Source organism: Actinoplanes sp. NPDC049265 (genome assembly GCF_043197135.1).
In the GTDB taxonomy this organism is placed as follows: domain Bacteria; phylum Actinomycetota; class Actinomycetes; order Mycobacteriales; family Micromonosporaceae; genus Actinoplanes.
In genome coordinates this window covers 942,325-968,979 of sequence record NZ_JBICSP010000001.1, presented here as the reverse complement: position 1 = coordinate 968,979, position 26,655 = coordinate 942,325, and the positions used below count along the sequence as shown (strand labels likewise).

The 26,655-nt window shown below is 72.6% G+C and carries 25 protein-coding genes; 7 read left to right on the top strand and 18 right to left on the bottom strand.

Annotation, left to right across the window (positions count from 1 at the left end; genetic code table 11):
- The first annotated feature begins 57 nt into the window (after positions 1-57).
- Positions 58-1,020 carry a ricin-type beta-trefoil lectin domain protein gene (locus ACGFIO_RS04715; RefSeq protein WP_392822029.1) on the top strand — a complete coding sequence of 321 codons (963 nt, stop codon included), beginning with the start codon at positions 58-60 and terminating at the stop codon, positions 1,018-1,020.
- Between the two features lie 109 nt (positions 1,021-1,129).
- Here the strand turns inward: ACGFIO_RS04715 and ACGFIO_RS04710 are convergent, their stop codons facing one another.
- The 5 genes from ACGFIO_RS04710 to ACGFIO_RS04690 all read right to left on the bottom strand — a co-directional run bounded on the left by ACGFIO_RS04710 (position 1,130) and on the right by ACGFIO_RS04690 (position 5,799).
- A complete protein-coding gene (locus ACGFIO_RS04710; protein ID WP_392822027.1) occupies positions 1,130-2,395 on the bottom strand; it encodes an ABC transporter permease in 1,266 nt (421 codons plus the stop codon).
- Positions 2,392-3,081 carry an ABC transporter ATP-binding protein gene (locus tag ACGFIO_RS04705; protein ID WP_392822025.1) on the bottom strand — a complete coding sequence of 230 codons (690 nt, stop codon included), beginning with the start codon at positions 3,079-3,081 and terminating at the stop codon, positions 2,392-2,394. The genes ACGFIO_RS04710 and ACGFIO_RS04705 overlap by 4 nt, the downstream gene beginning before the upstream one ends.
- A complete protein-coding gene (locus ACGFIO_RS04700; RefSeq protein WP_392822023.1) occupies positions 3,078-4,091 on the bottom strand; it encodes an efflux RND transporter periplasmic adaptor subunit in 1,014 nt (337 codons plus the stop codon). The genes ACGFIO_RS04705 and ACGFIO_RS04700 overlap by 4 nt, the downstream gene beginning before the upstream one ends.
- A gap of 62 nt (positions 4,092-4,153) precedes the next feature.
- Complete coding sequence (locus ACGFIO_RS04695) at positions 4,154-5,347, bottom strand: alginate lyase family protein (protein ID WP_392822021.1); 1,194 nt, start codon at positions 5,345-5,347, stop codon at positions 4,154-4,156.
- A 77-nt stretch (positions 5,348-5,424) separates the two neighbouring features.
- The gene (locus ACGFIO_RS04690; RefSeq protein ID WP_392822019.1) at positions 5,425-5,799 is read right to left on the bottom strand and encodes a YciI family protein; all 375 of its coding nucleotides are present in this window, start codon (positions 5,797-5,799) and stop codon (positions 5,425-5,427) included.
- Positions 5,800-5,949: 150 nt separating this feature from the next.
- On the opposite strand from ACGFIO_RS04690, the gene ACGFIO_RS04685 reads away from it, so the two are divergent.
- Positions 5,950-8,133, top strand: coding sequence for an ATP-binding protein (locus ACGFIO_RS04685; protein ID WP_392822016.1), 2,184 nt, complete (start codon positions 5,950-5,952; stop codon positions 8,131-8,133).
- A 599-nt stretch (positions 8,134-8,732) separates the two neighbouring features.
- Positions 8,733-10,496, top strand: coding sequence for a hypothetical protein (locus tag ACGFIO_RS04680; protein WP_392822013.1), 1,764 nt, complete (start codon positions 8,733-8,735; stop codon positions 10,494-10,496).
- Between the two features lie 31 nt (positions 10,497-10,527).
- Here ACGFIO_RS04680 and ACGFIO_RS04675 read toward each other — a convergent pair whose 3' ends face one another.
- The 4 genes from ACGFIO_RS04675 to ACGFIO_RS04660 form a co-directional block, all read right to left on the bottom strand.
- Positions 10,528-11,571, bottom strand: a complete 1,044-nt coding sequence (locus tag ACGFIO_RS04675) for a DMT family transporter (RefSeq protein WP_392822012.1) — start codon at positions 11,569-11,571, stop codon at positions 10,528-10,530.
- Positions 11,572-11,867: 296 nt separating this feature from the next.
- Positions 11,868-12,710 carry an alpha/beta fold hydrolase gene (locus ACGFIO_RS04670; RefSeq protein ID WP_392822009.1) on the bottom strand — a complete coding sequence of 281 codons (843 nt, stop codon included), beginning with the start codon at positions 12,708-12,710 and terminating at the stop codon, positions 11,868-11,870.
- Positions 12,711-12,885: 175 nt separating this feature from the next.
- Positions 12,886-13,656 carry a glycerophosphodiester phosphodiesterase family protein gene (locus ACGFIO_RS04665; protein WP_392822007.1) on the bottom strand — a complete coding sequence of 257 codons (771 nt, stop codon included), beginning with the start codon at positions 13,654-13,656 and terminating at the stop codon, positions 12,886-12,888.
- 28 nt (positions 13,657-13,684) lie between these two features.
- Positions 13,685-15,106 (bottom strand): NAD-dependent succinate-semialdehyde dehydrogenase, encoded by a 1,422-nt coding sequence (locus tag ACGFIO_RS04660; protein WP_392822004.1) that lies wholly within the window; start codon positions 15,104-15,106, stop codon positions 13,685-13,687.
- An 87-nt stretch (positions 15,107-15,193) separates the two neighbouring features.
- Here ACGFIO_RS04660 and ACGFIO_RS04655 point away from each other — a divergent pair, with 87 nt between their 5' ends.
- Both ACGFIO_RS04655 and ACGFIO_RS04650 read left to right on the top strand, forming a co-directional pair.
- Entirely contained in the window at positions 15,194-16,384 is a 1,191-nt protein-coding gene (locus tag ACGFIO_RS04655; RefSeq protein ID WP_392822002.1) for an MFS transporter, read from the top strand.
- A gap of 133 nt (positions 16,385-16,517) precedes the next feature.
- Positions 16,518-17,966, top strand: a complete 1,449-nt coding sequence (locus ACGFIO_RS04650) for a peptide MFS transporter (RefSeq protein WP_392822000.1) — start codon at positions 16,518-16,520, stop codon at positions 17,964-17,966.
- A 3-nt stretch (positions 17,967-17,969) separates the two neighbouring features.
- On the opposite strand, the gene ACGFIO_RS04645 is transcribed toward ACGFIO_RS04650, so the two are convergent.
- Positions 17,970-18,878, bottom strand: a complete 909-nt coding sequence (locus ACGFIO_RS04645; RefSeq protein WP_392821966.1) for a fumarylacetoacetate hydrolase family protein — start codon at positions 18,876-18,878, stop codon at positions 17,970-17,972.
- 87 nt (positions 18,879-18,965) lie between these two features.
- Between ACGFIO_RS04645 and ACGFIO_RS04640 the strand changes: the two genes are divergently transcribed.
- Together ACGFIO_RS04640 and ACGFIO_RS04635 are read left to right on the top strand one after the other, a co-directional pair.
- On the top strand, positions 18,966-19,970 hold the full coding sequence (locus tag ACGFIO_RS04640) for an LLM class flavin-dependent oxidoreductase (protein WP_392821964.1): 1,005 nt from the start codon (positions 18,966-18,968) through the stop codon (positions 19,968-19,970).
- Positions 19,971-19,981: 11 nt separating this feature from the next.
- Positions 19,982-20,623 carry an isochorismatase family protein gene (locus ACGFIO_RS04635; protein WP_392821962.1) on the top strand — a complete coding sequence of 214 codons (642 nt, stop codon included), beginning with the start codon at positions 19,982-19,984 and terminating at the stop codon, positions 20,621-20,623.
- Positions 20,624-20,655: 32 nt separating this feature from the next.
- On the opposite strand, the gene ACGFIO_RS04630 is transcribed toward ACGFIO_RS04635, so the two are convergent.
- From ACGFIO_RS04630 to ACGFIO_RS04595, 8 genes are all read right to left on the bottom strand, one after another.
- Complete coding sequence (locus ACGFIO_RS04630) at positions 20,656-21,471, bottom strand: LLM class flavin-dependent oxidoreductase (protein ID WP_392821960.1); 816 nt, start codon at positions 21,469-21,471, stop codon at positions 20,656-20,658.
- Positions 21,472-21,619: 148 nt separating this feature from the next.
- Positions 21,620-22,375, bottom strand: a complete 756-nt coding sequence (locus ACGFIO_RS04625; RefSeq protein WP_392821958.1) for an energy-coupling factor ABC transporter ATP-binding protein — start codon at positions 22,373-22,375, stop codon at positions 21,620-21,622.
- A complete protein-coding gene (cbiQ, locus tag ACGFIO_RS04620) occupies positions 22,372-23,124 on the bottom strand; it encodes a cobalt ECF transporter T component CbiQ (protein ID WP_392821956.1) in 753 nt (250 codons plus the stop codon). Before cbiQ ends, ACGFIO_RS04625 begins: the two co-directional genes overlap by 4 nt.
- 1 nt (position 23,125) lies before the next feature.
- Positions 23,126-23,470, bottom strand: coding sequence for a PDGLE domain-containing protein (locus ACGFIO_RS04615; RefSeq protein WP_392821953.1), 345 nt, complete (start codon positions 23,468-23,470; stop codon positions 23,126-23,128).
- Positions 23,467-24,150, bottom strand: coding sequence for an energy-coupling factor ABC transporter permease (locus ACGFIO_RS04610; RefSeq protein ID WP_392821951.1), 684 nt, complete (start codon positions 24,148-24,150; stop codon positions 23,467-23,469). Before ACGFIO_RS04610 ends, ACGFIO_RS04615 begins: the two co-directional genes overlap by 4 nt.
- 55 nt (positions 24,151-24,205) lie before the next feature.
- Positions 24,206-25,579 (bottom strand): FAD-binding oxidoreductase, encoded by a 1,374-nt coding sequence (locus ACGFIO_RS04605; RefSeq protein WP_392821949.1) that lies wholly within the window; start codon positions 25,577-25,579, stop codon positions 24,206-24,208.
- Entirely contained in the window at positions 25,576-26,010 is a 435-nt protein-coding gene (locus ACGFIO_RS04600) for an alpha/beta fold hydrolase (protein ID WP_392821945.1), read from the bottom strand. The genes ACGFIO_RS04605 and ACGFIO_RS04600 overlap by 4 nt, the downstream gene beginning before the upstream one ends.
- Before the next feature lie 17 nt (positions 26,011-26,027).
- Positions 26,028-26,648: an L-threonylcarbamoyladenylate synthase gene (locus ACGFIO_RS04595; protein WP_392821943.1), complete on the bottom strand. Its 621-nt coding sequence runs from the start codon at positions 26,646-26,648 to the stop codon at positions 26,028-26,030.
- Positions 26,649-26,655: the final 7 nt, after the last annotated feature.

Genomic DNA, 26,655 nt, shown 5'->3' with positions numbered 1-26,655 from the left:
CGCCCGTTCCGGGAGATGATCTCGCCCGAACGGCCGGTTGATCAAGGGTGGCACCGGGTGGGTAGGTTGATCGGCGCGATGACTGACCAGGCCCAGGGCGACCCCGGCGCACCGCTGCTGGTTCGCCGATATCTGCATTCTCCGGTACGCGGCGGTGCCGCGACGCGGACCGACGTGCGCTGGCCCGCCGGCGAGTACCCCTCGGCCGCCGCCACCGCCGAGGCGCCGCTGACCCCGTCCACCCCGACCGTCTACGGCACCCCGCGCAGGCGGCGCCATCCGGTCGCTCTCGCCGCCGCCGGCGCGGTCGCCGCCGCCGGCCTGGCCGCGGCGGGTTACGTCGTCTTCGCCCCGGACGATTCGAGCGAACGGGCGCCGGCCCAGGCTGGTGCGTTGCCGCTGGTCGCGCCGTCCGCGTCCCCGTCGGCCGGCTCGGTGGCCGAGCCGGAGAACGCGTTCGGCGGCGAGCCGACGGCCGCGCCCACCTCCACCTCGACGTCCACCCCGGCCGGGCGGCGGACCGCCACCCCGGCGGGCGAGAAACCGGCCCGGAAGGCCACGCGGGTTCCGGCACCGGAAAAGGCGGCCACCACGTCCGCGCCGGCCGGGGCGCGCAGCCCGCTGCTGCTGGCACCGCCGGCCCCGCAGCGGGTGGCCAGCCGGACCGGACGGATCACCGCCGACGACGGCCGCTGCCTCGACCTGTTCGCCAACAACCCGGCCGACGGCAACCGCATCCAGGTCTTCACCTGCAACAACACGCCGGCCCAGAGTTTCACCCTGGCCACCGACGGGACGCTGCGGGTACGCGACAAGTGTGCCGACGTCAGCCGGATGGCCACGGTCCGGGTCACCGGCTGCGGCGACCGTGGCGTGACACGCTGGCAGGTCGGCGGGAACGGCACGCTGACCAGCGCGTCCTCCGGCAACTGCCTGACCCGGCCGCCGGCCGGACGCTCCTCGGTCTGGGTCGTCCGCTGTTCCGGCAGCGCGGCTCAGCGCTGGCAGCTGCCCGGCTAGAGCCAGTGGGAGCCCCGGGCGGTGTCAGGCTCTCGGACACCGCCCGGGGCTACCGCTTTGGTCACGCTCTGGGCCACGGCGCAGCGCTGGGTGATCCATCAGATGCGCCCTAGGCGCGCATCACTGTCGCGATCGGAATGCCGGCCGCGCGCAGGGCCGGGACGCCACCGCCGAGGATGCCCGCGACGAGTCCCGCGATGATCCCGGCGACGCCCGCCTCCCACGGGAAGGCCACGTTGGCCAGGAACGGTTCCTGATCGCCGAACAGCATGCTGACCAGCCGCAGCGCGCCGGCGCTGGCCCCGATGGCCGCGGCCGCGGTGAACATGCCGGTCAGCAGGGTCTCGGTGAGCACGATGCCGGCCAGCAGGAGGCGTGGCGTGCCGACCGCCCGGCGCAACGCGAACTCCTCGACCCGCTCGCCGACGCTGGCCAGGCCGACGTTCAGGATGCCGGCCACGCCGATCAGCAGGACCAGCCCGGCCAGGCCGAGGAAGATCAGCCGGATGAGCTTGAGCTCCTTCTCCATGTCCTCGCGGGAGCGGACCGTCTCCACGCTCGAATCGGAGCCGGCCGCCTTGAGCCGCTTCTGCAGGACCGGGGTGACCGGGGTCGACCCGGTCATCAGCACCTGCAGGTCGCCGCTCGGGTTGCCCTGCGCGTTGGCCGCCTGGTCGCCGCCGGTCCAGCGGTCCAGCTCGTCCAGGCGTACATAGGCCTGGGGTGCGTTGTCACCGTCGTCGACCACGCCCACGAACTGCGGCGTGACCGTCTGGTCCTTGCCGTTCAGGCGCATCTGGGCCGGCACGTGGTATTGCCGGAAAGCCTTGGCGGCGGCCTCGTTGAGGACCAGCCGGGGCGCCAGGGCGGGCACGCTGCCGAAGGAGAGCCAGTGGCCGGCCCGGTGGCGGAACGGGCGGAAGACGCGTACGTCCCCGGTCAGCGCGCTGAGATGCACCTCCACCGCCTGACCGGCCGGGTCACCGCCCGCCTCCGGGCCGGGGCCGCCGCCCCAGTTCTCACCGATCGGGGCGCCGCCCTCGTTGACCGGCCGGACCCCGGGTTCACCGATGACGGCCCGCATGCCGACCATGGCGACGGCGTCGCTGCGGTGACCGACGACGTCCAGCACGATCTGGGTCTGCCGGCCCTCGGCGCCGACGTACATGACCCTGGTGCCCTCGACTCCCATCTGCAGATCGGTGTCGGCGAACATGGCCTTCTCGGCGATGCTGGCGCCGGCCTGCACCACGACGACCGCGAGCACGCCCAGGAACAGGCTGACCATCGACAGCAGGGTGCGCAGCTTGCGGGCGCGGATGCCCTGCAGGCCGATGATCAGCGCGGATCGGGAGCGACCGGAGAGCCGCCTCACGCCGGCACCCGCTCGGTCAGGACCCCGTCCCGCAGATCGAGGGTACGGCCCATCCGCGCGGCGTGATCGCGGTCGTGGGTGACCAGCACCAGGCCACAGCCGCGGTCGGTGGCGGCGTGCAGCGCGTCGATCACCAGCGTGCCGGTTTCCAGGTCGAGGGCACCGGTCGGCTCGTCGGCCAGCAGCACCTTCGGCTCACGGACCAGCGCCCGGGCGATCGCCACCCGCTGCTGCTCGCCACCGGACATCTTGGCCGGCTTGCTCTTGGCCAGCTGGGCGATGCCGACCTGCTCGAGCGCGGTCATCACCCGTCGCCGCCGTTCCCGCCGCGGCTGCCAGCCCTGACCGTTGACCAGCGCCATCGCCACGTTCTGAGCCGCCGTCAGGTGCTTGAGCAGGAAGAACCGCTGGAACACGAAGCCGAACTCGGCGCTGCGCAGCCGGGCCGCCCGCCGCTCGGGCACGCGGCTGATGTCCTGCCCGTGCAGTAGGTAGGCGCCCTGGTCGGGCCGGTCGAACAGGCCCAGCACACTGAGCAGGGTGCTCTTGCCCGAGCCGGACCGGCCGACGATGGCGACGCTCTCCCCCGGGTCGACCCGCAGCTCGACACCGTCCAGAATGGTGCGTGGTTCCTTCTGACCCTTGAGCGTCTTGACGATCCCGGACAGCTCGATCAGCGGGGTCATCCGGTCGGCCCGGACGGGTTGGCGTTCGGGTCACCCGCGGGCGGCGCGTCGGGCAGGTCGGGGCCGGGCACCGCCACGGTTTCGCCACCCTTGAGCCCGCTCTTGATCTCGATGAACCGCCCGTCGGTCAGGCCCAGAACCACGTCGACGGTCTTGCGGGTATGCCCGTCGGCGACCAGGTCGACCTTGCCCTTGCCCTGGCTGCCGGCGACCGCCTCGATCGGCAGCACCAGCGCCTTCTTGGCCTTGCCGGTGATCACCTCGAGGGTGACCTCGGCCCCGTTGATCAGCTTGATGTTCTTCGGCGCCGTGCACACCAGCCGCAGGCCGGTCGGCTCGGAGCCGCCGGCCGGTGTCTCGGGCTGCGTCTGGTCGCCGCCGGTCTGGGCCTGCGGCGGCGCGGAGGCGCCGGGCTGCCCGGCCGGCGGGGTGGTCGGATCGGGCTTGGGCTCGGGCACGGTGCCCTCGGGCAGCGCGGCCACCGTGCCCAGCGGCTTGCAGTCGAACGGGCCCGGACCGTTCTTGATCTGCCCGCGGATGGACTGGGCGGCGCCGTTGAGCCGGTACGCCTGGGCGCTGTCGATCTCGGCGACGATCCCGTACCCGGCGTGCTTGGCCGAGACGATCGGCATGCCCTCGGTCACCCGGGCCTTGTCCGGCATCAGTCGCCCGGCCAGCATCGAGCCCTTCGGGATCTCGACCTCGGTCCGCTCGCCGTCCCACCAGACCGAGGCCACCCAGGTGTCCTCGTCGACCGGGGTGGCTGTCGGCTTCTTGTCGAGGTAGCGCACCTCCCCGTTGTGGGGCGAGACGATGCCGAACACCGGGTCGATGCCGACCTTGCCGGTGAGGCTGATCTTGTTGACCACGTCCTGCCGGACCGGCTTGACCGTGGTGAGCACGGTGCCGGGGGCGTCCAGCCCTGGCGTCTCGACACCCTCGGCGGAGCCGCCGCATCCGCCGAGGGCCACGAGCGCCGCGACGGCGATGGCCGCCCGTCCTGTACCCAACTGAGTCTCCTTGTCGTCCGGGCGCAGAGGGTACAGAAGCGGGTCAAGCCGTGTTTGCCCGATTACGCGGGGTTGTTCGCGTGCGTGAGCGTCTCCCACGCGACGAACAGATTGTTCGAGCCCTGGGGCCGGTGCGACTCGGTGTACTGCTGGGTGTTGGCCATGGCGATGCCCATCCGGTTGTGCAGGGCGTTGAAGCCGACCTCGGTCACCGGCCCGAGGCCGAGCGTCACGCTGCCGCCGCAGACACTCGACGGCACGGCGGTGCCGTTCTCGAACTTGGTGTGGAAGCCGAGCGAGTGGCGGAGCCGGTCCTGCAACTCGGGATAGAGGTCGCCGCCCTGGATCCGGGTCGTCTCGGCGATGTGCGAAATGGCCGAGATGCCGTAGCCGGTGTGGGTGAAGTCGCGGCACGTCTCCTGGGCGTGGCCGTCGGTCCAGGTCGATTGGTTGTGCCAGAAGCCGACCAGCTCGGCCGGGGTGTCGACGCTGCTGGCGGGCGGGTACTTCGGCCGCACTCCGTCGGCGGTCACGTAGACGAAGGCGGCGGCCGCGGCCCGGAACCGGGCGATGGCGCGGTCGTAGCTCGCCCGGTCCTCGAGGAAGACCGCGATGCCGATGGAGGCCTCGGCCAGGGTCAGGTCCCAGTTGCCGGTCCGCGAGTCGCCGGCGATGACCACCGGCAGGTAGACGTTGCGGAGCATGGTGGCGAACCGGGCCTGATCGGGCCAGTCGCCATAGGTGTACCGGATGATCTCGGCCGCCCTCGGCCACACCGAGCCGGCCCAGCCCGTCTGCAGGGGTGCGTTGCTGTTGGTGTGCCGCTGGATGGTGGCCGACCAGGCGTCCATCAGATCAACGGCCTTCTGGGCGTACGCGGAGTCGCCCGTGATGAACCACGCCAGCGCGTCGGTGTACGCGGCGATGGCGTCCTCCCGTTCGTCCGTACACCCGTAGTTGGGGTTGGAGGTCGGACCGCACTCGACCGTGGCGCGCGGGGCGGGCACCCGCGACAGCGAGGCGTACCGGCTGCCCATCATCTGGTTGTAGGCGCTCAGCCACGGCTGCTGGCCGGCCTGGATCCTGGCCTTGACGAAGTCGAGCTGGGGACGGCTGACCAGGACGCCGGGGTGGGCGAAGGTGGCGGGGGCGGCTCCGGCGGGGGCGGCTTCGGGGGCGACGGGGACGGCTTCGGGGGCGCCGAGGGTCGCCACCACGGCGGCGACCGCGGCCGCGGCGGCAAGGAGGACGCGCATCGGGGATCTCCTCGGGTCGGGGATAACCGGCAAGTCACTTAACAATCCGGGTCCCCGACCCGGAAATCAAGGGTTGTCTATGGAGCGACCATCACCTCGCGCACCTCGACCGGCTGCTGGATCGGGCGGCCGGCCCGGGCCGGCGCGGCGCTGCAGCGGGCGGCGATCTCCACCGCGCGATCCGCCGACACCACGTCGACCAGGCGGAACCCGGCCAGCCGGCCCTCCACCGCCGCCGGCGTGGCCTCGGTCGTGGCACCGTCCGAGACGACCACGGTCACGGCCTGGCCGACACCCTGGGAATCGATCAGCTCCCCGGCCGCGGTCAGCTCGGCGTCCAGCGCCACCTGGAAGTCGATGTGCGCGCGGATGTCGGCCGGATCCCATTCGCCCATCGGCGTATCGCAGCCGCGGCCACCCTCGTAGTTCTGGATCAGCAGGTATTTCGGCATGTCAGCTCCTCGGTCGGGGTCCCTCGGCCAAGGGTCGGAGCCGGTGGCGCGTTCTCGACACGGAATGGGAAGTTGCCGACCCGGGGTTCTTCCAGAACCGTCGAACCGGCACGATGGGTGACGGTCGTCGATGACGGGGAGGGAGGCGACTTGTTCGGCCATGCACTGCGGACCGCCCGCCGCAGGTGCGGACTGACCCAGGAGGAGCTCGCCGCCCACAGCGGCGTCAGCGTGCGCAACATTCGCGACCTGGAGACCGGCCGCATCGCCCGGCCGCGCCCCGCCACCGTCCGGCGGCTCGCCGACGCCCTCGGGCTGTCCGGCGACGACCGGACCGCGTTCCTCACCGCCGCCGGTGGACTCGGCGACGAACCCCAGCCGGTCCGGCTGCGGCCGCGCCCGGCCCAGCTGCCCGCCGACACCGCGGTCTTCGTCGGCCGCGATACCGAGCTCGCCCAGCTCGACGACTCGGACACCACGTCGCCGCTGCCGGTGGTCTGGACCGTGACCGGCCCCGCCGGCGTCGGCAAGACCTGCTTCGCGGTGCACTGGGCCCACCGGGCCGTCGACCAGTTCCCGGACGGCCAGCTCTACGTCAACCTGCGCGGGTACGGGCCCGGCGAGATGGTGCCGACCAGCGAGGCGGTACGCGGCTTCCTGGACGCGTTCGGCGTACCCCCCAACTCCGTGCCCACCGACCCGTCCGCCCAGCTCAGCCTGTTCCGCAGCGTGCTGGCCGGCAAACAGATCCTGATCCTGCTCGACAACGCCCGCGACGCCGCCCAGGTCCGCCCGCTGCTGCCCGGCACGGCCGGCTGCGTCGTCGTGGTGACCAGCCGCAACCCGCTGCACGGGCTGGTCGCCACGGCCGGTGCCCGCCCGGTCCGCCTCGAGATGCTCAGCACCGCCGACGCGGCCGGGCTGCTCACCCGGCGGGTCGGCGCGGACAGGCTGGACGGCGACACCGACGCGGTCCGCGCGATCATCGACCGGTGTCAGCGGCTGCCGCTCGCCCTCGCCGTGGTGGCCGGGCGGCTGGTGTCCGAGCCGATGCTGACCGCCGCCCGGGTCGCCGGCGACCTGACCGCCGGGATGTCGGCGTTCGCCAGCGACGACGAGCACACCGACCTGCGCAGCGTGTTCTCCTGGTCGTACCGCATCCTCTCGCCCGCCGCGGCCCGGCTGTTCCGGCTGCTCAGCCTCAACCCCGGCCCCGACTGGTCGGCGATCGCGGCCGAAGCGCTGACCGGTGGGCCCGCCACCGAGTTGCTGGCCGAACTGCTGCGCACCCAGCTGCTGTCCGAACGGACACCCGGGCGGTACACCATGCACGACCTGCTCCGGGCGTACGCGGCCGAGCAGTGCGCACGCACCGACGACCCGGTGGAGATCCGCGCCGCCCAGGCCCGGCTCCTGGACGCGCACCTGCTCTGGTCCTCGGCCGCCGCCCAGACCCTCGAACCGCACCGCGAGCCGGTCGACGAGCGGCCGCCGCCCCTGTTCGGCGACGACGACGAGATGGCCACATCGTGGCTGACGACCGAGCGCGCCAACCTTTTGGCGCTGGTCAAGATGGCCGCCGACCAGGGCTTCCCCGGCCTGTGCTGGCGGCTGGCGTGGCAGCTGACCACGTTCATCCAGCGCCGCGGCAACTGGTACGACCTGCTGCGCGCGCACGAGATCGCACTGGACACCGCGCACCGGGCCGGCGACCTGCGCGGCGAGAGCCATGCGCACCGAGGCCTGTCCCGGGCGCTGTTCCGGCTGGAACGGTTCGACGAGGCCCGCGGGCACCTGGACATCGCGCTGGAGCAGGCCACCCGCCTCGGCGACGTGCTCGGGCAGGCCCGCACGCTGCACGGTCTCGCCTACGCGGCGCAGCGGCAGGCGCGGTTCACCGAGGCGTTCGCGCGGCTGACCGAGTCGCGCGGGCTCTTCGAGGACGCCGGCAGCACCGAGGGCGTCGCGAGCTCGCTCAACAGCCAGGCCTGGTGCCTCACCCTGGTCGGCCAGGCGGCGGAGGCGCGGGCCGCCGCGGAACAGGCGGTCGAACTGTACGCGCGGGTCGCCAACCGGCACGGGCAGGCGACGTCGCTGGACACGTTGGGGCGCGCGTACGCCGGGCTGGGCGACCATCGGCAGGCGGTCAGCTACTACGAGCAGGCGCGCCAGGTGTTCCGTGGCCTCGGCGATCGGTATTCCGAGGCCGAGACGCTACGGCACCTGGCCGACGCGCACGAGCAGGCGGGCGACGCGGCGGCGGCCCGGTCGGCGCGGCGGCGGTCGGATTCGATCCTGGCCCGGGTTGATCGGCCGCGTTCCCGAGCTTCCTGACTCCCTCTTTGCCGCCTACCTGTCCCTCGCGGCCATTTCTCGGCGACCCCTTTCGCCTTGGTCGGCGTGTGGCCGGCCGCCCGTCGCTTCGCCGTCGCTTATCGCTTGTCGCTTCGCCGGGCACTTGTCGCTTCGCCGGGCGCTCGGTGGCGGGTTTGTCACCGGCGGTGGAGCCGGAGCGGACTCACCGAGCCCACTGACCGGCCGCCCGTCCACCGCCGGCGAGATCATGAGCGGCGGCCCCGGAGGGCAGGGCCGCCGCACTCGCGCCGGAATCGTCCCCGTACCCCCGCGCGGCCCCCGTTGCGGTGCCACCTGCGGTTCCATCCCGGCGTGGTGTCCACTCTGGTCCACCGGAGGCGGCGGCAACAGGCGAGCGACCGGCGATTGACCGGCGATTAGGGTGCGGGCGGGTCGCCGCTCGCTCTTTCCCGCGCCGGGTGGGCGGCTCCGCGCGTACCCCCCGGATCTGACCTTGACCTTGTGGTCTTCCGCCCGGTCGATCGGATTCGGCCACAGGATGCTGGAGACGGCTGCCGTTCGCCCTGAACCGCGCGAATCGGCCCTGAGCCGGGGACGCGGAGGCGACAATTGGCGGTATGACCCGGTTCCTCCCGGCTGCCTTCCGGCCTGATCACCTTGTGCCCGCGTGTGCGGTGGCGATCGTGCTCATCGTGGTGGCCGAGTCGGGTGGGGCGGGGCTCGACGCGGTCACGGCGCCCGGGGCGGTGGCGGGAACCGGGGCACGGTGGGCGGCGCTCGGGTTGCTGGCGGCGCCGGCGGTGATGATCTACATCCATCGGGAGGCGGCGGGGCTGGCCGCGGTGGTGTGCGCGTTCGGGTGGGTGCTGCTGGGGCCCGGGTACGGGTGGCGCGAGTTTCTGCCGTTCGCGTACGCCCTGCTGACCGTGCTCGTGGCCCGGCGTGCGGCCGCCGTCGTGATGCCGGTCCGGTTGCCGCCGCTCGAGCTGCCGCACCACGAGGAGGCGGCCCTCTTCGCCGACGCCCCGCACGAGGTGCTGGTCGACGTCCCCCTCCCCGCGACCACCCTCGGCTCGCCCCCCGGCCTGGACTCCGCCGCGGATGTCGACGCCGCGCCGACCATTGACCCAGCCGCCGGTTACGCCGCCGCGCCCATCCCGGGCCTGTCCGCGGACCTCATCTCCTCGGCCGGCTCGCCGATCGCGGCGGACGAAGAGCCTGACGAGTTGGCGTCCGGCCACCGGCCGCCCGCCGGACGCTTCTCGCAGCCACCCTTCCCGGTCTCCTGGCCGGTGATCGCGAGAGCCGCCGGTGCCGCCGGAGTCGTTCTCGTCGCCGTCGCGGTCGCGCTGGTCGTGTGGTGGCAGATCGTCGCGCAGCCGGTGTGGATCGGCGCGGCGCTGCTCGCCGGGGGGATCGGGGTGGCGCTGGTCGCACGGGCGCGGGGGCGGCGGCGGGAGTTGCGGCGGTTCTTCGGGTCGGTGCAGCCGCTGCGCCGGGCGCGGGTCGTCGACCAGCTCGGCTACCTGCACGTGCTGGTACCGGCGGCGGACGGGCGCAGCGCCGTCGAGTTCGGCATCAACACCGCCGACGACTGGTCCACCGACGACGAGTCGGGCGATCCGCGTACGGTTCCGGCGCTGCTCTACGGCGATCCGGCGCCCGGCGAGTGGTGCGCGGTGGTGGCCGAGGGGCGGCTGCACGTGCCGGTCGAGCCGGTCGGGGGCGTGACCGTCGTACCGTACGACGCCGACCACGGCCTGCCCCGGGAGATCTCCGACGACGAGGAGCAACTGGTCGACCCGGACGCCCTGCGCGCCGACGACCACCTGGCCCCGCCGGACGCCGTGCACGAGCACCGCGTCTCCCCCGCCCGGGCCTGGTGCACGGTGGCGGCGATCGGGCTGGGGGCGGCGTTCGGGGCGGCGGAGGTCATGCACCTGGCCGGGCACGCCGGCGACTGGCTCGCGGTTGGCGTGGTGGCGGTCGCGTCGCTGGTGGCGGTCGAGTTCGGGTGGCGGTCGCAGGTCCGGATGCGGCTGCTCTGGAACCTGGGCGGTGTCACGTCGATCGGATTCCGGGGCACCGTCTCGGAGCCGTGGACGGTCGACACCGCGGCGGTCCACGACGACGAGGGGGCGGTCACCCTGGCCGTCGGCGACTCGGTGCTGACCGTGCCGGTGCCGCCGCCGTGGCCGCGTACCTCCTCGCAGCGCACCCGCGACCAGCTCGTGGCCGCCCTGCGCGACGCACGCTGGCAGGCCTTCGCCACCGCCCACCTGCCGCCGCCCCCGCCGGCGACCGTGCCCCGCCGGCCCCTGCTGCTCGTGGCGGCCTGGGCAGTAACGGTCACCGCCGCCGTAGCCCTCTTCGCGTCCTGACCTCACCGGCCCCCGCCCCCGAGATGCCGCCTCAGGTCGAGGCGGGCGACGGAACCTCGGGTGGCGCTGGCGCCCCGGAACGGAGAGACGAGGCCCGGACGGAATCGGAAGCGGGAGCAGAGGACGCGGCGCGACCGCGGTCCGGCGCGGAAGACAAGACGGCACCGCGGTCAGGCGCGGAAGACCGCGCGGCACCGTGATCGGGAACGGGTGCGGAAGAGGTCGACGCGACGGCACCCGGGGCGGGGGTGGAGGCCTTGCGGGCCGGGGCCGAGCGGATCGCGCCGATGCTGGCCGCGACCACGAGCAGGATCGCCGCCGCTTCGGTCCAGCTGAGCGCCTGGCCCAGGATCACCCAGCCGGCACACGCGGCGATCGCCGGCCCCAGGCTCATCAGCACGGCGAACGTCGCGGTCGGCAGCCGGCGCAGGGCGATGAGCTCCAGCGAGTACGGCAGGACCGACGACAACACCGCGACGGCCGAGCCGAGCGCGATCACCCGCGGCGACCACAGCCCGGGACCGGCGCCGGCGATCCCGAGCGGCAGCGACAGCGCCGCCGCGACGCCCATCGCCAGGGCGAGCCCGTCGGCCTTGGGGAAGCGGGCGCCGGCCCTCGAGGACAGCACGATGTACGACGCCCAGAACACGCCGGCCGCGAGGACGAGGAGCACGCCGACCCAGTTCAGCCGGTCGAAGCCGCCGCGGCCGAGCAGGGCGACGCCGGCCAGGGCCAGGCCGGCCCACAGCCAGGCCGAGCGGCGCCGCGCCGCCACCACGGACAGGGTCAGCGGGCCGAGCACCTCGATGGTGACCGCCGGGCCGAGCGGGATGCGTTCGATCGCCTCGTAGAAGACCGTGTTCATCGCGGCCAGGGCCAGGCCGAACGCGCCGATGACCGCCCAGTCGCCGCGGCTGCGTCCGCGGACGGCCGGGCGGCACCAGGCCAGCAGCAGGATCGCGGCGACGGTGAGCCGGAGCGCGACGACCGCACCGATGCCCGCCTGCGCGAAGAGGGTGGTCGCCACGGCGGCGCCGGAGTGCACCGACAGGCCGCTGGCGAGGACGAGCCCCACCCCGACCGACCGTGATCGCGTATCGGGGGAAAGGCTCACGGGTCCTTACGCTACGGCCGCCCGCCGGGCCGCCGCACGCGATGGTTACCCAGCTCACCCCGAGGCCAGCGTCAGCCCTACCACACCAAAGGCCAGTGGTGGACCCGGGCGGTATGCGCGCCGGACACCGCCCGGGTCCACCACATCGGAAGCCAGTGGTAGCCGGGAGCGGTACCGGCGCGGGTCTACCACATCAAGAGCCGGTGGTAGGCGGGAGCGGGATCGGGGACCCGGACCCCGCCCAGGGCCACCACCGGTCAGGAGGCTCGGGCGACGGCGGCGGGGACGCTCGGGTCGAAGAGCAGGGTGAGGTGGTTGGCGTCGGCGCGTTCGATGGTGAGGCGCGGCAGCTGGGCGCGACCGGCCTCCAGCGCGGCGTCGGTCAGGAAGGGCGCCGCGTTGTCGTCCGCGCCGCGGGTCGCCGCGATCAGGTGCGCGGGCTGCGTGGTCCGGGCCAGCGCGCCCAGGGTCGCCGGGCCGGACAGCGAGTCGGCGGCGTCGTCGACGAGGCGGTCCCGGCTGATCCGGGGGCGTAGCGCGCCGGGCGGGCCGGCCAGCATGTACGCGCTCCACGCCAGCATCGTCTGGTGCAGGTCGGGACGGTTGGCGACGGCCTTCCCCTCGGTCGCCCGGGCGTATTTCTCCACGCTGGACCACTTGCGGCCGAGGCGGCGGGTGGCGGCGCCGAAGACGAGGCGGACGATCGGCCGGCGGAGCAGGAAGGCTCGTGCGGGCGCGACGCCCCCGTCGAGCATGATCACGCTGCGGGCGCGGTCGCCGAGTTTGGCCGCCACCAGCGGCGCCAGGAACGCGCCCATCGAGTGCCCGACCACTATCACGTCGTGCAGTTGCAGCTCGTCGGCCAGCCGCAGCACCGCCTGGGCGTGACCGGGCAGACCGGGGCCGGTCGGCACGTCGGTCGACCCGCCCCGCCCGGGCAGGTCGGGAGCGACGACGCGCATCGCCGGCAGTGCGCCGGCCATCGCGCTCCACACCTCCGATGTGCTGGTCAGCCCGTGCAGCGCGAGGACCACCGGCGATCCGGTGACCGGTCCCCAATCCGCCATCGCGAGGCCGGCCACCACCCGCCGTTCGTACATCTGAACCCCCACTGTCCGGCCCGCCTGAACCGGATCATCTTAGGCCGCGGCACGGCCCGGGTTCACGTACCGGAAAAACAGCGTTACGGCGCGCTTCATGACCCGGCCAGGAGTGCGGCGAGGTCCCGAGTGTGGCTGGCGGCGGCCCCGGCGGGTCACGGGACGCGCCTCAACCTCAACCCCAGAGCCCCCGGCTCACGTACACCGACCGCAGCGCCTCGAGGTTGTCGGTCATGATGCCGTCCACGCCGAGGTCGAGCAGCCGGCCGATCTCGGCCGGGTCGTCGACGGTCCAGACGTGCACCTGCAGCCCGAGCCGGTGGGCGTGGGTGAGGAAGGCCGCGTCGACCACCCGGACCGGGCCGGAACGCACCGGCACCTGGGCCGCCACCACCGACTCGGGCCAGCCGCGCGGACGCGACGTGCGGCCGGGACGCGACAGCGAACCGAGCCGGAGACGGACCACCGCGCGCTGCCCCATCGACGTGGCCACGGACGGTCCGGCCAGGGCTCGGGCGGCGGCCAGCCGGGCGTCGCTGAACGAGGCCAGCAGCACCCGATCGGCGGCGGCGCAGCGTTTGACGACCTCGACCGCCGGCGCGACGACGCCGGTGGACTTCAGATCGATGTTGAAGCGGACGCCGGGCCAGGCGGCGAGCACCTCGTCGAGGCGGGGCACCGCGCCCGCGCCGCCGACCCGGACGGTGGCCAGGTCGGCCCAGGTCATCGACGCCACCGTGCCCCGGGAACCGGTGACCCGGGCCAGGGTGGCGTCGTGGAAGATCACCGGCACGCCGTCGGCGGTGGCGTGGACGTCGGTCTCCACGTACCGGTAGCCGAGCGCGACCGCGCGTCCGAAGGCCTCCGCCGTGTTCTCGTCCCCGGCCGCCGCCCCGCCCCGGTGGGCGAACGCCAGCGGGGCCGGTGCGTCGAGATATGCGCTCACAAGGACAAGATCTAACAGGACGAGGTTGCTACCAGGTGACGGCGATGTACTTCGACTCGAGGTATTCGAGCATGCCCTCGTGGCCGCCCTCGCGCCCGATGCCGCTCTGCTTCACCCCGCCGAACGGCGCCGCCGGGTCGCTGACCAGGCCCCGGTTGAGACCGACCATGCCGGCCTCGAGGGCTTCGCTCACCCGCAGACCACGGGCCAGGTCGCCGGTGTAGACGTACGCGACCAGCCCGAACTCGGTGTCGTTGGCCAGCCGGACCGCCTCCTCCTCGCTCTCGAAGGTGACGATCGGCGCGACCGGCCCGAAGATCTCCTCGCGCAGGATCGGCGCGTCCGGTGCGACCCCGGTCAGCACGGTCGGCGGGTAGTAGAACCCGGGCCCGTCCGGTCGCGAGCCGCCGGTGACGACGGAGGCACCGCCGGAGACCGCAGCGGTGACCAGTTTGTCGACCTTGTCGACGGTGTCCTCGTTGACCAGCGGTCCCACCTGCGTGGAGGGGTCGGTTCCGGGCCCGACCCGAAGAGCGGCCATCCGTGCCGCCAGACCCGCCGAGAACTCGGAGGCGATGGACGACTCGACGTAGAAGCGGTTGGCCGCCGTGCACGCCTCCCCGCCGTTGCGCATCTTCGCGATCATGGCGCCGTCCAGGGCGGCGGACAGGTCGGCGTCGGCGAAGACCACGAACGGGGCGTTCCCGCCGAGCTCCATCGACGTGTTCACCACGTTCTCCGCGGCCTGGGCGAGCAGGATGCGGCCGACCTCGGTGCTGCCGGTGAAAGACACCTTGCGTACGCGCGGATCCTTGAGCATGGCCGAGACCACCTGGCCGGAGCTCCGCGACGGCAGCACGTTGACCACCCCCTCGGGCACCCCGGCCTCGGCCAGGATCGCGGCCATGGCCAGCGCGGTCAGCGGGGTGTCGCTGGCCGGCTTGAGGATGACCGTGCACCCGGCGGCCAGCGCCGGCCCGATCTTGCGGGTGGCCATCGCGGCCGGGAAGTTCCACGGCGTCACGAGCACGCACACGCCGACCGGCTGCCGGACGACCACGATGCGGTTGGCCCCGGACGGCGCGATGGTCACCTGCCCCTCGGCCCGGACCGCCTCCTCGGCGTACCAGCGGAAGAACTCGGCCGCGTACGTCACCTCGCCCTTGGCGTCCACCAGGGCCTTGCCGTTCTCCAGGCTGACCAGCTTGGCCAGCTCGTCGGCCCGGTCGGTCATCAGCTCGAAGGCGCGGCGGAGGATCTCGGACCGCTCCCGCGGCGGGGTCTTGGACCAGGCGTGCAGGGCGGCCGCGGCGGCGTCGACCGCGGCACCGGCGTCGGCCACGCTGCCGTCGGCCACGGAGGCGAGCACGTCGCCGGTGGCGGGGTCGAGGACGTCGAACCGGGCTTCCGAGGACACCCACTTGCCGCCGATGAACAGGTCAGTTTCCACAGCTAATCCCCCTAGTACGGGTCGTCCGTCCCACCCTAGGCCGGTCCGCGCCGAGCCGCCCCCGTACGGCCGGGGCATGATGGCGTGGTGATCGAGAGAGCGCCGGGCGCGCGGCTGCTCCAGGTGACCACGTTCGTCAGCACACTCGACCGGTTCGCGATGCCGCCGATGCTGCTGGTGATGGCGGCGGCGCTGCATCAGCCGCTGTCGGCCATGGTGCACGTGGCCGGGTTCTACTTTCTCGCGTACGGCCTGATGCAACCGGTCTGGGGCGTCGTCTCGGACCGTCTGGGCCGGGTCCGCACGCTGCGCCTGTCACTGCTGCTGGCCGCGATCGCCACCGCCGCCTCGGCCGGCGTGGCCGACACGGTCCAGCTCGGTGTGGCCCGGGCCGTGGCCGGCGCCTGTTTCGCCGCCGCGATCCCGGCCAGCCTGATCTACGTGGGCGACACGGTTCCGGCCGAACGCCGGCAGCCGGAGATCGCCGCCCTGATGACCGGCGTCGCGGCGGGCACCGCTCTGGCCTCCGGTGCCGCCGGCGCCCTGGCCCAGGCGGTCAGCTGGCGGCTGGTGTTCCTGATCTCGGCCGGCTGCGCGCTGGTGCTGGTGGTTCTGCTGCGGCGGCTGCCCGAACCCGCCGTGGAGCGCGCCGACGAGCCGATCCTGGCCCCCGCGGGGCGGGTGGCGCGGTCCCCGTACACCCTGATGGTCCTGCTCATCGCCCTGGTCGAGGGCGGAATCCTGCTCGGCGCGCTCACCCTGCTGCCCGCCGCGGCCGAGCGGGCCGGCGCCGGGCCGACGCTGGCCGGGCTGGTCACGGCCGTCTATGGGGTGGCGGTGTTCGGGTTCGCGCGGGTGGCCGGCCGGCTGTCCCGGACCCGCCCGGTGTGGCAGCTGATCGCCGGCGGCGCCACCGCGTGCGCGCTGGCCTGCGCGGTCGCGGCGGTTTCGCGTACGCCGGGGCCGGCCGCCGTCGCCGCGGTCCTGCTCGGCGTCGGCTGGTCCTCGATGCACTCGTCGCTGCAGACGTGGGCGACCCAGGTGCTGCCGTCGGCCCGGGCGATCGTGGTGTCGTTGTTCGCTGGTTCCCTGTTCGCGGGCAGCTCGGTGTCGGCCGCGCTGCTCGCCGGCCCGGCCGACGCGGGCCGTTTCGACCTCGTCTACGCGGCCCTCGCGGTCGCCTGCGTCCCCCTCGGAGTCCTGGCCACTGTCGCCCGCGCCCGCTGGCGAGAACCCGTTGCGGCCACCGGCCCGGCCGCGCCGCCCAGCGTGGGCTAGGACCGCTCGGCCGGTGTCGCACGGTGCTGATCGCCGGGGCCGGTGCCGCGCGGCTTCCCCCACTGATCGCCGGACGCCACGTGTGTCGGCGGGGGCGTGCCTAGATCACGGCGGTTCGGGGTACGGCCACCGCATGACAGTGACGGATGTTGATGCCCGGGACCGCGCGTTCTTCGGGCAACCCCGCGCGCTCGCTCATCTGTTCGGCGTCGAGCTGTGGGAACGGTTCTCGTTCTACGGCATGCAGGGGATTCTGCTGATCTATCTGTACTACACGGCCGCGCAGGGCGGGCTCGGGATCGACCAGGGCACGGCGACCAGCATCGTCGGGGCGTACGGCGGCAGTGTCTATCTGGCCACGGTGGTCGGGGCGTGGATCGCCGACCGGCTCTTCGGGCCGGAGCGGGTGCTGTTCGGCGCGGCCGTCCTGGTCATGATCGGGCACATCGGCCTGGCCGTCGTCCCGGGTGTCGCCGGTGTCGCGTTCGGCCTGATCTGCATCGCGCTCGGCTCGGGCGGGGTCAAGGCGACCGCCACCGCGCTGGTCGGCTCGCTCTACACGGCCGGTGACGAGCGCCGCGACGCCGGGTTCTCGCTGTTCTACCTCGGCATCAACCTCGGTGCGCTGGTCGGTCCGCTGCTGACCGGGCTGCTGCAGAAGGAGGCGGGCTTCCATTGGGGCTTCGGCCTGGCCGCCGTGGGCATGGCGCTGGGGCTCGCGCAGTACGCGTACGGCCGCAAGGGTCTGACCAACGAGGTGGCCAACCCGCTCCCCCGCGAGCGACGCCCCCTGGTGATCGCGTTCGCCGTGGCCGTGGTCGTCGTGGTGGCGGCGCTGGCGTTCACCGGCCTGATCCCGGCGGCCCGGCTGTCGACGATCGTCGTGGTGCTGAGCATTCTGGCCGCGGTCGCCTACTTCGCGGTGATCCTGTCCAGCCACCGGATCGACGCCACCGAGCGGCGCCGGGTCCTCGCGTTCATCCCGATGTTCCTGGTCAGCGCCGTCTTCTGGAGCCTCTACCAGCAGCAGTTCACGGTCGTCACGGTGTATTCGGACCAGCGGCTGGACCGGAACCTGTTCGGCTGGGAGATGCCGGTGTCCTGGGTGCAGTCGATCAACCCGGTGTTCATCATCATCCTGTCCGGCGTGTTCACCGTGCTGTGGACGCGCCTGGGCTCGCGGCAGCCGTCGACTCCGATCAAGTTCGGCCTGGGCACCGCGCTGATGGGCGTCGCTTTCCTGCTCTTCCTGCCGCTGGCCGGCGGTGGGCCGAACTCGGCGCCGCTGCTCGGCCTGGCCGGAATCCTGTTCGTCTTCACGGTGGCCGAGCTGCTGCTGTCGCCGGTCGGGCTGTCGCTGGCCACGAAGCTGGCGCCGGAGGCGTTCCGGACCCAGATGGTGGCGCTGTTCTTCCTGTCGGTGGCGCTGGGCACGGCGATGTCGGGCACGCTGGCCAACTACTACAGCGAGGACCACGAGGTTCCGTACTTCGGCATTCTGGGCGCGATCGCCATCGTCGCCGGCCTGGTCATGGTCGCGCTGACCCGGCCGTTGAAGCGGCTGATGGCCGGGGTCAACTGACGCTCAGGCCTCGTCGGCGACGGTGGTCTCCATCCGGCCCAGCCCGGTGATCTCCATCCGGACCACGTCGCCGGCGGTCAGCCAGATCGGCTCCGGCTTCTGGAAGGCGCCGCAGCCGGTCGTGGTCCCGGTCATGATGACGTCGCCGGGTGAGAGTTCGAGGATCTGGCTGAAGTCCTCGATCAGGTGCGGGATGTCGACGATCATCTCGTCGCTGGCGCCATCCTGGCGGAGTTCGCCGTTGACCCAGCAGCGCAGCCGGAGCCGGTGCGGGTCGGGGATTTCGTCCCGGGTGGCCAGCCACGGTCCGAGGGGCGCGCCGGTCGGTATTCCCTTGGCCCGGGTCATCTGGGCGAAGGCGGGACTGATGTGGATGTCCTTGAAGGCCAGGTCGCGGGCTGTGACGTCGTTGGCGATGAGGTAGCCGGCCACGTGGTCGTAGGCCCGTTCGGCCGGGATGCGCCGGCCGCCCCGCCCGATCACCACGCCGATCTCGGTCTCGTAGTCGAGCTGATCGCTCTGCGCCGGCCGTACCAGGGTGTCGTAGGGGCCGATCACGGTGTTCGACGGCTTGAAGATGATGATCGGCTCGGACGGCGACGGCGCGTTCTCGCGACCCATCGCCTCGTCCACATGGGACTGGTAGTTGCCGCCGGCGACCAGGATCTTGTCGGGGAACGGCACCGGCGGCCCGAGGCGGGTGGTCGTCTCGTCCAGCCACGCGACTCCGCCGCCGGTCAGCGTCGTCTCGATCACCGGCTGCAGGTGGTCCAACAGGGCCAGCACGCTGTTGGTGTCCAGGCTGGTCAGACCGAGCGAGCGCAGCAGCGGGTCGAGCGGGGCGATTCCCTGCCCGGGTACGAGTATTCCGGGCCGCTCGGCGCGGGGCGGTCCGTAGCTGACGATTTTCATGCCGTCACCGTGACACAGCTCCGAGACATTTGGAAGGGGGCTTCCAGTTATGCTACGTTAAACCGGAAGAGCACTTCCAGTTATGTCATGGAGGCCGTCATGGAGATCGGCGTGTCGACTCTGACCGACCTGCCGTCGGGCGCGTCGCCCGAGGCCCGGATGCGGCAGATCGTCGAGCTCGGCGTACGCGCCGACGAGCTCGGCCTGGACGTGTTCGGGGTCGGCGAGCACCACAGCGCCGACTTCCTGGTCTCGTCACCGGTGCCGGTGCTGTCGGCGGTGGCCGCGCGCACCAACAGGATCCGGCTGACCAGCGGCGTCACCGTGCTGAGCGTGCACGACCCGGTGCGGGTCTATCAGGACTTCGCGACGCTCGACCTGATCAGCGGCGGCCGGGCCGAGATCGCCGCCGGGCGCAGCGCCTATCCCGACCCGTTCGAGCTGTTCGGGGTGGACATCGCCGGCTACGACGAGGCGTTCGCCGAGCGGCTGGAGTTGCTGCTGCGGCTCCGCGACGGCGACCCGGAACGCTGGTCCGGCCGGCACCGGCCGAGCCTGGTGCCCGCGCACGTGACGCCCCGGGCCGTGCAACAGCCGTTGCCGGTGTGGATCGGCGCCGGCGGCAGCCCGGGCAGTGTCATCCGGGCGGCCACCGCCGGGCTGCCGCTGGTCCTCGGCTACATCGGCGGCACACCGGACTACCTGCGGCAGCTCGCCGACCTCTACCGCGCGACCGGCGAACGGGCCGGTCACGCCGATCGCCTGCGGCTCGGGGTGGCGGCCCACTACCTGGCCGGCGACACCGCCGCCGGCTCCTATCCGTACTACCGCGACTTCCTGCGGCCGAAGCGGCCCGGCGCGGCCGGCATCCGGGTCTCGCCCGAGGACTTCGCCGAGGGGCTCCGGCCCGACCGGCACCTCATGGTCGGCCCGGCCGGTCCGGTCACCGAGAAGCTGCTCCGGCTGCACAAGAGCGTCGGCTTCGACCGCGTTCAGTTGCTGGCCGACTGGGGCGGGCTGCCGGCCGAGCTGGTCGACGAGTCGCTGCATCTGCTGGGCACCGAGATCGCACCCGCACTCCGCAACGCCTGAAGGGACCCGTCATGAACCTCGAACCCCTATCCCCCGACAACGCGGCCGTCGTCCTGGTCGACTACGCGATCGGATTCGCCAACCTGCTCCGCTCGCACGACCTGCGCGAGCACATCACCAACGCGGTCGGCCTGGCCACGACGGCCAAGCTCTACGGCGCTCCGCTGGTGGTGACCAACGGCGAGGCGTCGAAGCCCTCCGGCCCGCTCTATCCGGAGCTGATGGCCGCGATCGGCGACGAGCCGGTGATCGAGCGGACGACCGCCTTCAACTCGTTCCTCGACCCGGACTTCGCCGCCGCGGTCAAGGCCACCGGCCGGCGCCGGCTGATCGTCGGCGGCATCGCCACCGACGGCTGCGTCCTGCAGACGGTGCTGGGCGCGCTACGCGAGGGGTACGAGGTGAGCGTCGTCGTCGACGCCAGCGCGAGCACCAGCGAGGAGGCGCATGACATGGCCGTCCAGCGCATGATCCAGGCCGGGGTGACACCGGTGACCTGGTGGTCGCTGGCGGCGGAGTTCCAGCTCGAGCCGCGCTTCGCCGACTCACCGATCCGGATGCGGCTGATGAGCGAGTTCCAACCGGCCATGGCCATGGGCGGCCGGGTGTTCTTCGCCGGCGTCGACCAGGGAAAGCTCACGGCCCGGTCCTGAATGGACCGGGCCGCGGCCAGCAGGCTGTACAGCTAGGAGAGGACGACCTCGGCGAAGCGCTCGACCTCGTCGGGGTCGTCGGTCGTCGGGTTGAGGATGAGCTCGTCGATCCCCAGCGCGGCGAACGCCTTGACCGTCTCGCGGAGCTGATCGGCCGACGTCGAGACCGAGCTCATCACGATGTCCAGGAACTGCGGGGAGATGCTGTAGTAGTCGTACACGTTGGCCTTGCCCTTCTCCGGGTCGCCGAGCGCGACGTAGGCGATCCCGACCATCCGCGGGTCGCCCTCCCGGCCGGCGGCCTTCCACGCGCCGCGGGCGGCCTCGAAGCCCTGCGCGGCCATCGCGACCGGCACGCTCGGCGCCACCCAGCCCTGGCCCCACTTGGCCAGCCGGGCGAACGAGGCCGGGGCCATGCCACCGAACAACAGCGGGACCGCCCGGGTGCCGGTGGGCACGGCCGCGTTGTCGCCGCCGCCGACCGGCTCGCCCTTCCACACGCGGTGGTAGACCTCGAGGTCGGCGTCGATCCGCTTGCCCAGCCCCTTGGCCGGGTAGCCCTCGGCGACGAAGTCGTCCGGCCGCGCGCCGATGCCGAGGCCGAGGGTGAGCCGGCCGCCGGAGACCGCGTCGATCCCGGCCGCCTCCTTGGCCAGCAGCACCGGCGGCCAGACCGTAGCGAGCAGGACGTTGGTCAAGAGCCCGATGCGACTGGTCGCACCGGCCGCGGCGGCGAGCGCCACGGTGTCGTTGAGACCGGGGTACGCCAGCCGCCCGACCGTGCCGAGCGTGCTGAAGCCGGCCTCCTCGGCCCGCTTGGCCCAGCCCGGGATGACCGCCGGGTTCATCTCCCGCACCTGATTCGGAAGTCCAATACCGATCTTCACGTCTGCCTCGCCTCGTCGTGGAATGTCCAAACCCCATCGACGCTAGCGATACTTTCCGTGTCAAACTTCCCGCCGACACACGTGTGGAGGTTCACAAAGTTCGGTTGAACTATCCGCCCGCGACGGCCAACGGATTGAAACCGAAGGGAAGTTCGAGGCGATGCGCGGCGAGCAGGTTCGCGTCGGTGAGGACGTCCCGGGTCGGGCCGTCGGCCTCGACACGGCCGTTGTCCAGGATCAGGGCGCGGGAGCAGAGTTCCAGCGCGTACGGCAGGTCGTGGGTCACCATCAGGACGGTCACGGGCAGGGATCGGACGATCTCGGCCAGTTCGCGGCGGCTGGCCGGGTCCAGATTGGACGACGGCTCGTCCAGGACCAGCAGCGACGGTCGCATGGCCAGCACCGTAGCCACGGCCACCCGGCGGCGCTGGCCGAACGACAGGTGCTGCGGGACCTGGTCGCGGTGCGCGCTCATGCCGACGGCGGCCAGCGCCTCGTCCACCCGGGCGTCCAGCTCGGCGCCGCGCAGGCCGAGGTTGGCCGGGCCGAACGCCACGTCCTCGGCCACCGACGGCATGAACAGCTGATCGTCGGGGTCCTGGAAGACGATGCCGACGCGGCGGCGGATCTCGGTGATGCGGGTACGGTCCCGCGGGTCGACGTCGGCCCCGGCCACCGTCACCCGGCCCGCGCCGCCGTGCAGGATGCCGTTGAGGTGCAGCACCAGCGTGGTCTTGCCGGCTCCGTTGGGGCCGAGCAGCGCCACCCGTTCGCCCTCCGGGACGGTCAGGTCGACGCCGCGCAGCGCGGCCGTCCCGTCCGGGTAGGCGTAATGCAGGCCATGAACCTCGAGCGCGGCCGTCACGTCAGCACCGCCAGCCCGGCCGCCGCCAGCGGAAGCGTCGCCGACGCCGCCCACTGCGCGACCGACGCCCGCCGGTGCGACAGCAGGGGCAGCCGGCCGGTGTAACCACGCGACCGCATCGCCAGATAGACCCGCTCACCCCGCTCGAACGACCGCAGGAACAGCGCGCCGACACCGACCGCGAACGCCTTGACCTGCCACAGGAACCGCTGGTTGTAGCCGCGGGACAGCCGCGCGATCCGCATCCGCCGCGCGTCCTCGGCCAGGATGTCCAGGTAGCGCAGCATGAACGTGGCGATCTGGGTGAAGACCGACGGCACCCGCAGCCGGTCCAGGCCGATGATCAGGTCGCGCATCGAGGTGGTCGCGGCGAGCAGCAGCGACGCGAGTACGCCCAGCGTCCCCTTGGCCAGGATGTTCCAGGCGCCGTAGAGCCCGTCCACCGACAGCGACAGGCCCAGCCAGATGATCCGCTCCCCGTGCCCGGCGAACGGGAGCCACAGGGCGAGGAGTACGAACGGCAGCTCGATGCTGGCCCGCCGGGCCAGCCAGCCGGGCCGGACCCGGGCGACCGCCGCCACGATCACGATGAGCGCGGCGTAACCGGCGAACGCCCGGAAGTGCTCGCGCGGCGTCACCACCACGACGATGGTGAACAGCAGGGTGGCGGCGATCTTCACCTCGGGCGGCAGCCGGTGCAGGGGGCTGTCGTGTTCGAGGTGCAGGGGATGCGCGTGTCCGGCGCCCATCTCAGTGCGCGACCGGCTTGCGCCGCCGGACCAGCCAGAACACTCCCCCGCCGAGCCCGAACGTGAGGAGCACGCCGAGGACGCCGGACAGGCCGGTGCCGAGCGGGCCGTCCAGGCCCTTCATGCCGTAGTCGGCCAGCGGACTGCCGTTCAGCTGGTGCCGTTGCTCCCGCTGGGCCATGCACGTGCCGCCGGTGATCTCGCCCTGGGCGTCGAACGTGCAGCCCTGCCGGGCGGTGGCGTCCAGGCCGTCGGGGCTGCCGGAGGCGAAGTTGCTGACCACGCCGGCCAGGAGCAGCGCCACGAGCAGTCCACCGGCCAGGAACCAGCCGAGCTTCTTGGTCATAGTTGAGCCTCCACGGGCTGGGGCTTGCGGGCGCGGCGCAGGGCGTACACCAGATCGGGCCGGACCTTGGCCACCGTGGCGACGGTGGTGGCGGCGATCAGGCCCTCGCCGATGCCGATGAGGACGTGCACGCCGGCCATGGTGGCCGAGACGGTGCTGAGGTCGAGGTCGGTGGTGCCGCCCAGCGCGTATTCCAGAACGAAGCCCTGCGACGCGATCACGACGCTGAGAACCGAGGCCACGAAGGTCGCGACCCAGACCCGCGGGATCAGCCGGAGCACGGCGACGGCCACCAGATAGCCGGCCGCGGTGCCGAGCAGGGCCATGTTGAAGATGTTCAGGCCCAGCGCGGTCAGGCCGCCGTCGGCGAACAGCAGGCACTGCACGATCAGCACGGTCGACACGCACAGCGCGCCGACCCACGGGCCGACCAGCATGGCCGCGAGCGCACCGCCGAGCAGGTGCCCGGAGACGCCCGGCAGGACCTGGAAGTTGAGCATCTGCACGGCGAAGATGAAGGCGGCGACCAGGCCGGCCATCGGGGCCAGCCGGTCGTCGAGGTCGAGCCGGCCGCGCATCACGCAGAAACCGAGCGCGACCAGGGAGACGATCGCGAATGCGGCGGAGATCCGCGCGTCCACGATGCCGTTCGCGATGTGCATCGCCACGGAACGGTCCATGCCCGCAGCATATTTGGAAGAACTGGCTGTTGCACAGACCTGGCAACAAGCAAGATCAGGGCAGGCCGACCACTTTGCCGGGATTGAACAGGTTCCGCGGGTCGAGCGTCTGCTTCACCGCCGACTGCATGGCCAGCACCTCGGGCGACAGCTCCCGGCGCATGCCGCCACGCTTCAACAGGCCCACGCCGTGCTCCCCGGTGACCGTCCCACCTGCGGCGATGGCCTCGGCCAGGATCTCCTCGAAAGCCTGCTGAGCGGCCCCGCGCGCGACGTCGTCACCGGTCGGCGTGATGATCAGCGGATGCAGGTTGCCGTCGCCGGCGTGGGCGATGGTGGCGATCGTCACGCCGTGCCGGGCTCCGATCGCCTCGATCGTCGCCAGCATCCCCGGGATCGCCGAGCGGGGCACGCACACATCCTCGGACAACACCGACCCCAGCCGCTCCAGCGCCGGGTACGCCAGCCGCCGCGCCGCCAGCAGCTGCTCGGCCTCGAACTCGTCGGTCGACGACTCCGCCCACAACGCCCCCGCGGCGGTGAACGCGTCGGCCATGGCCATCGCCTCGGCCTCCCCGGCCGCACCCGGGGTGTCGATCTCGGCCAGCAGCAGCGCCTCGGCGTCGGCCGACAGGCCCAGGTGCTTCCACTCCTCGACCGCGGTCAGGGTGGCCTTGTCCATCAGTTCCAGCGCGGCCGGGAGCAGGCCGCGGCGGGTGCACTCGGCCACCGCCTCACCGGCCGCCACCAGGCTGCCGAACGCGCCGACGGCCGTGCGGGTCGGCTCCGTGCGAGCCGGGCGCAGGCGCAGCGTCACCTCGGTGACCACGCCGAACGTCCCCTCCGAGCCGACGAACAGGCTGGTCAGGTCGTACCCGGCGACGCCCTTGGTGGTGCGGCGGCCGAGCCGGACCACGGTGCCGTAGTCCCCGGCTGGGCCGCCCGCGACGGCCGTCAGGCCGAGCACGTAATCGCGGGTCACGCCGTACTTGAGGCAGCACATGCCGCCCGCGTTGGTGGCGACGTTCCCGCCGATCGTGGACCACGGCGCGCTGGCCGGGTCGGGTGGATACCAGAGGCCGTGCTCGGCCACCGCGGCCTTGAGATCGTTGTTGACCACGCCGGCCTGCACGACGCACAGCATGTTGCCGGGGTCGATCTCCAGGATCGTGTTCATCTTCGACAGGTCGAGAATCACGCAGTCGTCGACCGCGTTGGCACCGCCGGACAGCCCGGTCCCGGCGCCTCGCGGCACGACGGCCAGCCCCTGCCGGGCGCACTCGGCCACGATCGCGGCGACCTCGTCGGTCGAGCGGGGACGGACTGCGGCGACCGCCCGCCCCACCGGCGCCCACTCGGCCTCGTCATGCGACAGGCTCGCCAGCACGTCGGGGTCGGTGATCTCGTCGATGCCCGGGACCAGACTCATCGCAGGAACTCCACGATCGCGGCGCTGACCGCCTCGGGCTGGTCGACGGCCATGGCGTGACCGCAGCCGTCCAGGGTCACCACACCTGCCCGCTCGTTGACGGAGGCGGCCCAGGCCGCGTGTCCGGCCGGCCACAGTTGCGAGTCGCGCGGGGCGAGGAACAGCGACGGCACGGACAGTCGTGCCACCACGTCGCGCCAGTCCTGTGCCGCGTGGTCGCGCAGCAGCGCCCGCAGCGGTGGGTCGGCCGACCGGCCGTGCGACCGCCGGTCCAGGGCGATCACCCGGTGACCGGCGTCGATCAGGGCCCGGCGCTGGAACTCCCAGCTCTCGGCGGGGCCGCAGAAGCCGGCCAGCAACAGCACCGGCGGCCCGTCACCGTCATCGGTGTAGTGCAGATCGACCCCGTCGCCGGTGGTGAATGTCGCCATGAGCCGACCCTAGCTTTTCACGCGAAACGGGTCGTGTCGCCGGCGCCGGCGCGCAGAACCTCTGCCTCGCCATCCGAGAAGTCGATCACGGTGGTCGGCTCGGTGCCGCACTCCCCCGAGTCGACCACGGCGTCGACCTGGTGGTCGAGGGCCTCTTTGATCTCCCAGCCCTGGGTCATCGGCTCGTCCTCGCCGGGCAGCAGCAGGGTGCTCGACACCAGCGGCTCGCCCAGCTCGGCCAAGATGGCCTGGGCCACGACGTGGTCGGGGATGCGTACCCCCACTGTCTTCTTCTTGGGGTGCAGCAGCCGCCGCGGGACCTCGCGGGTGGCGGGCAGGATGAAGGTGTACGGGCCCGGGGTGGCCGCCTTGATCGACCGGAACAGCGCGTTGTTGATCGTCACGAACTGCCCCAGCTGCGCGAAGTCCCGGCACATCAGCGTGAAATGGTGCCGCTCGTCGAGGTGGCGGATCTCGCGGATCCGGTCCAGCCCGTCCTTGTCACCCATCCGCACACCGAGCGCGAAACACGAATCCGTCGGGTACGCCACCACGCCGCCGTCCCGGATGACGCCGACCACCTGCCCGATCGCCCTGGCCTGCGGATTGACCGGATGCACGTCGAAATACCTCGCCACGCGAAGA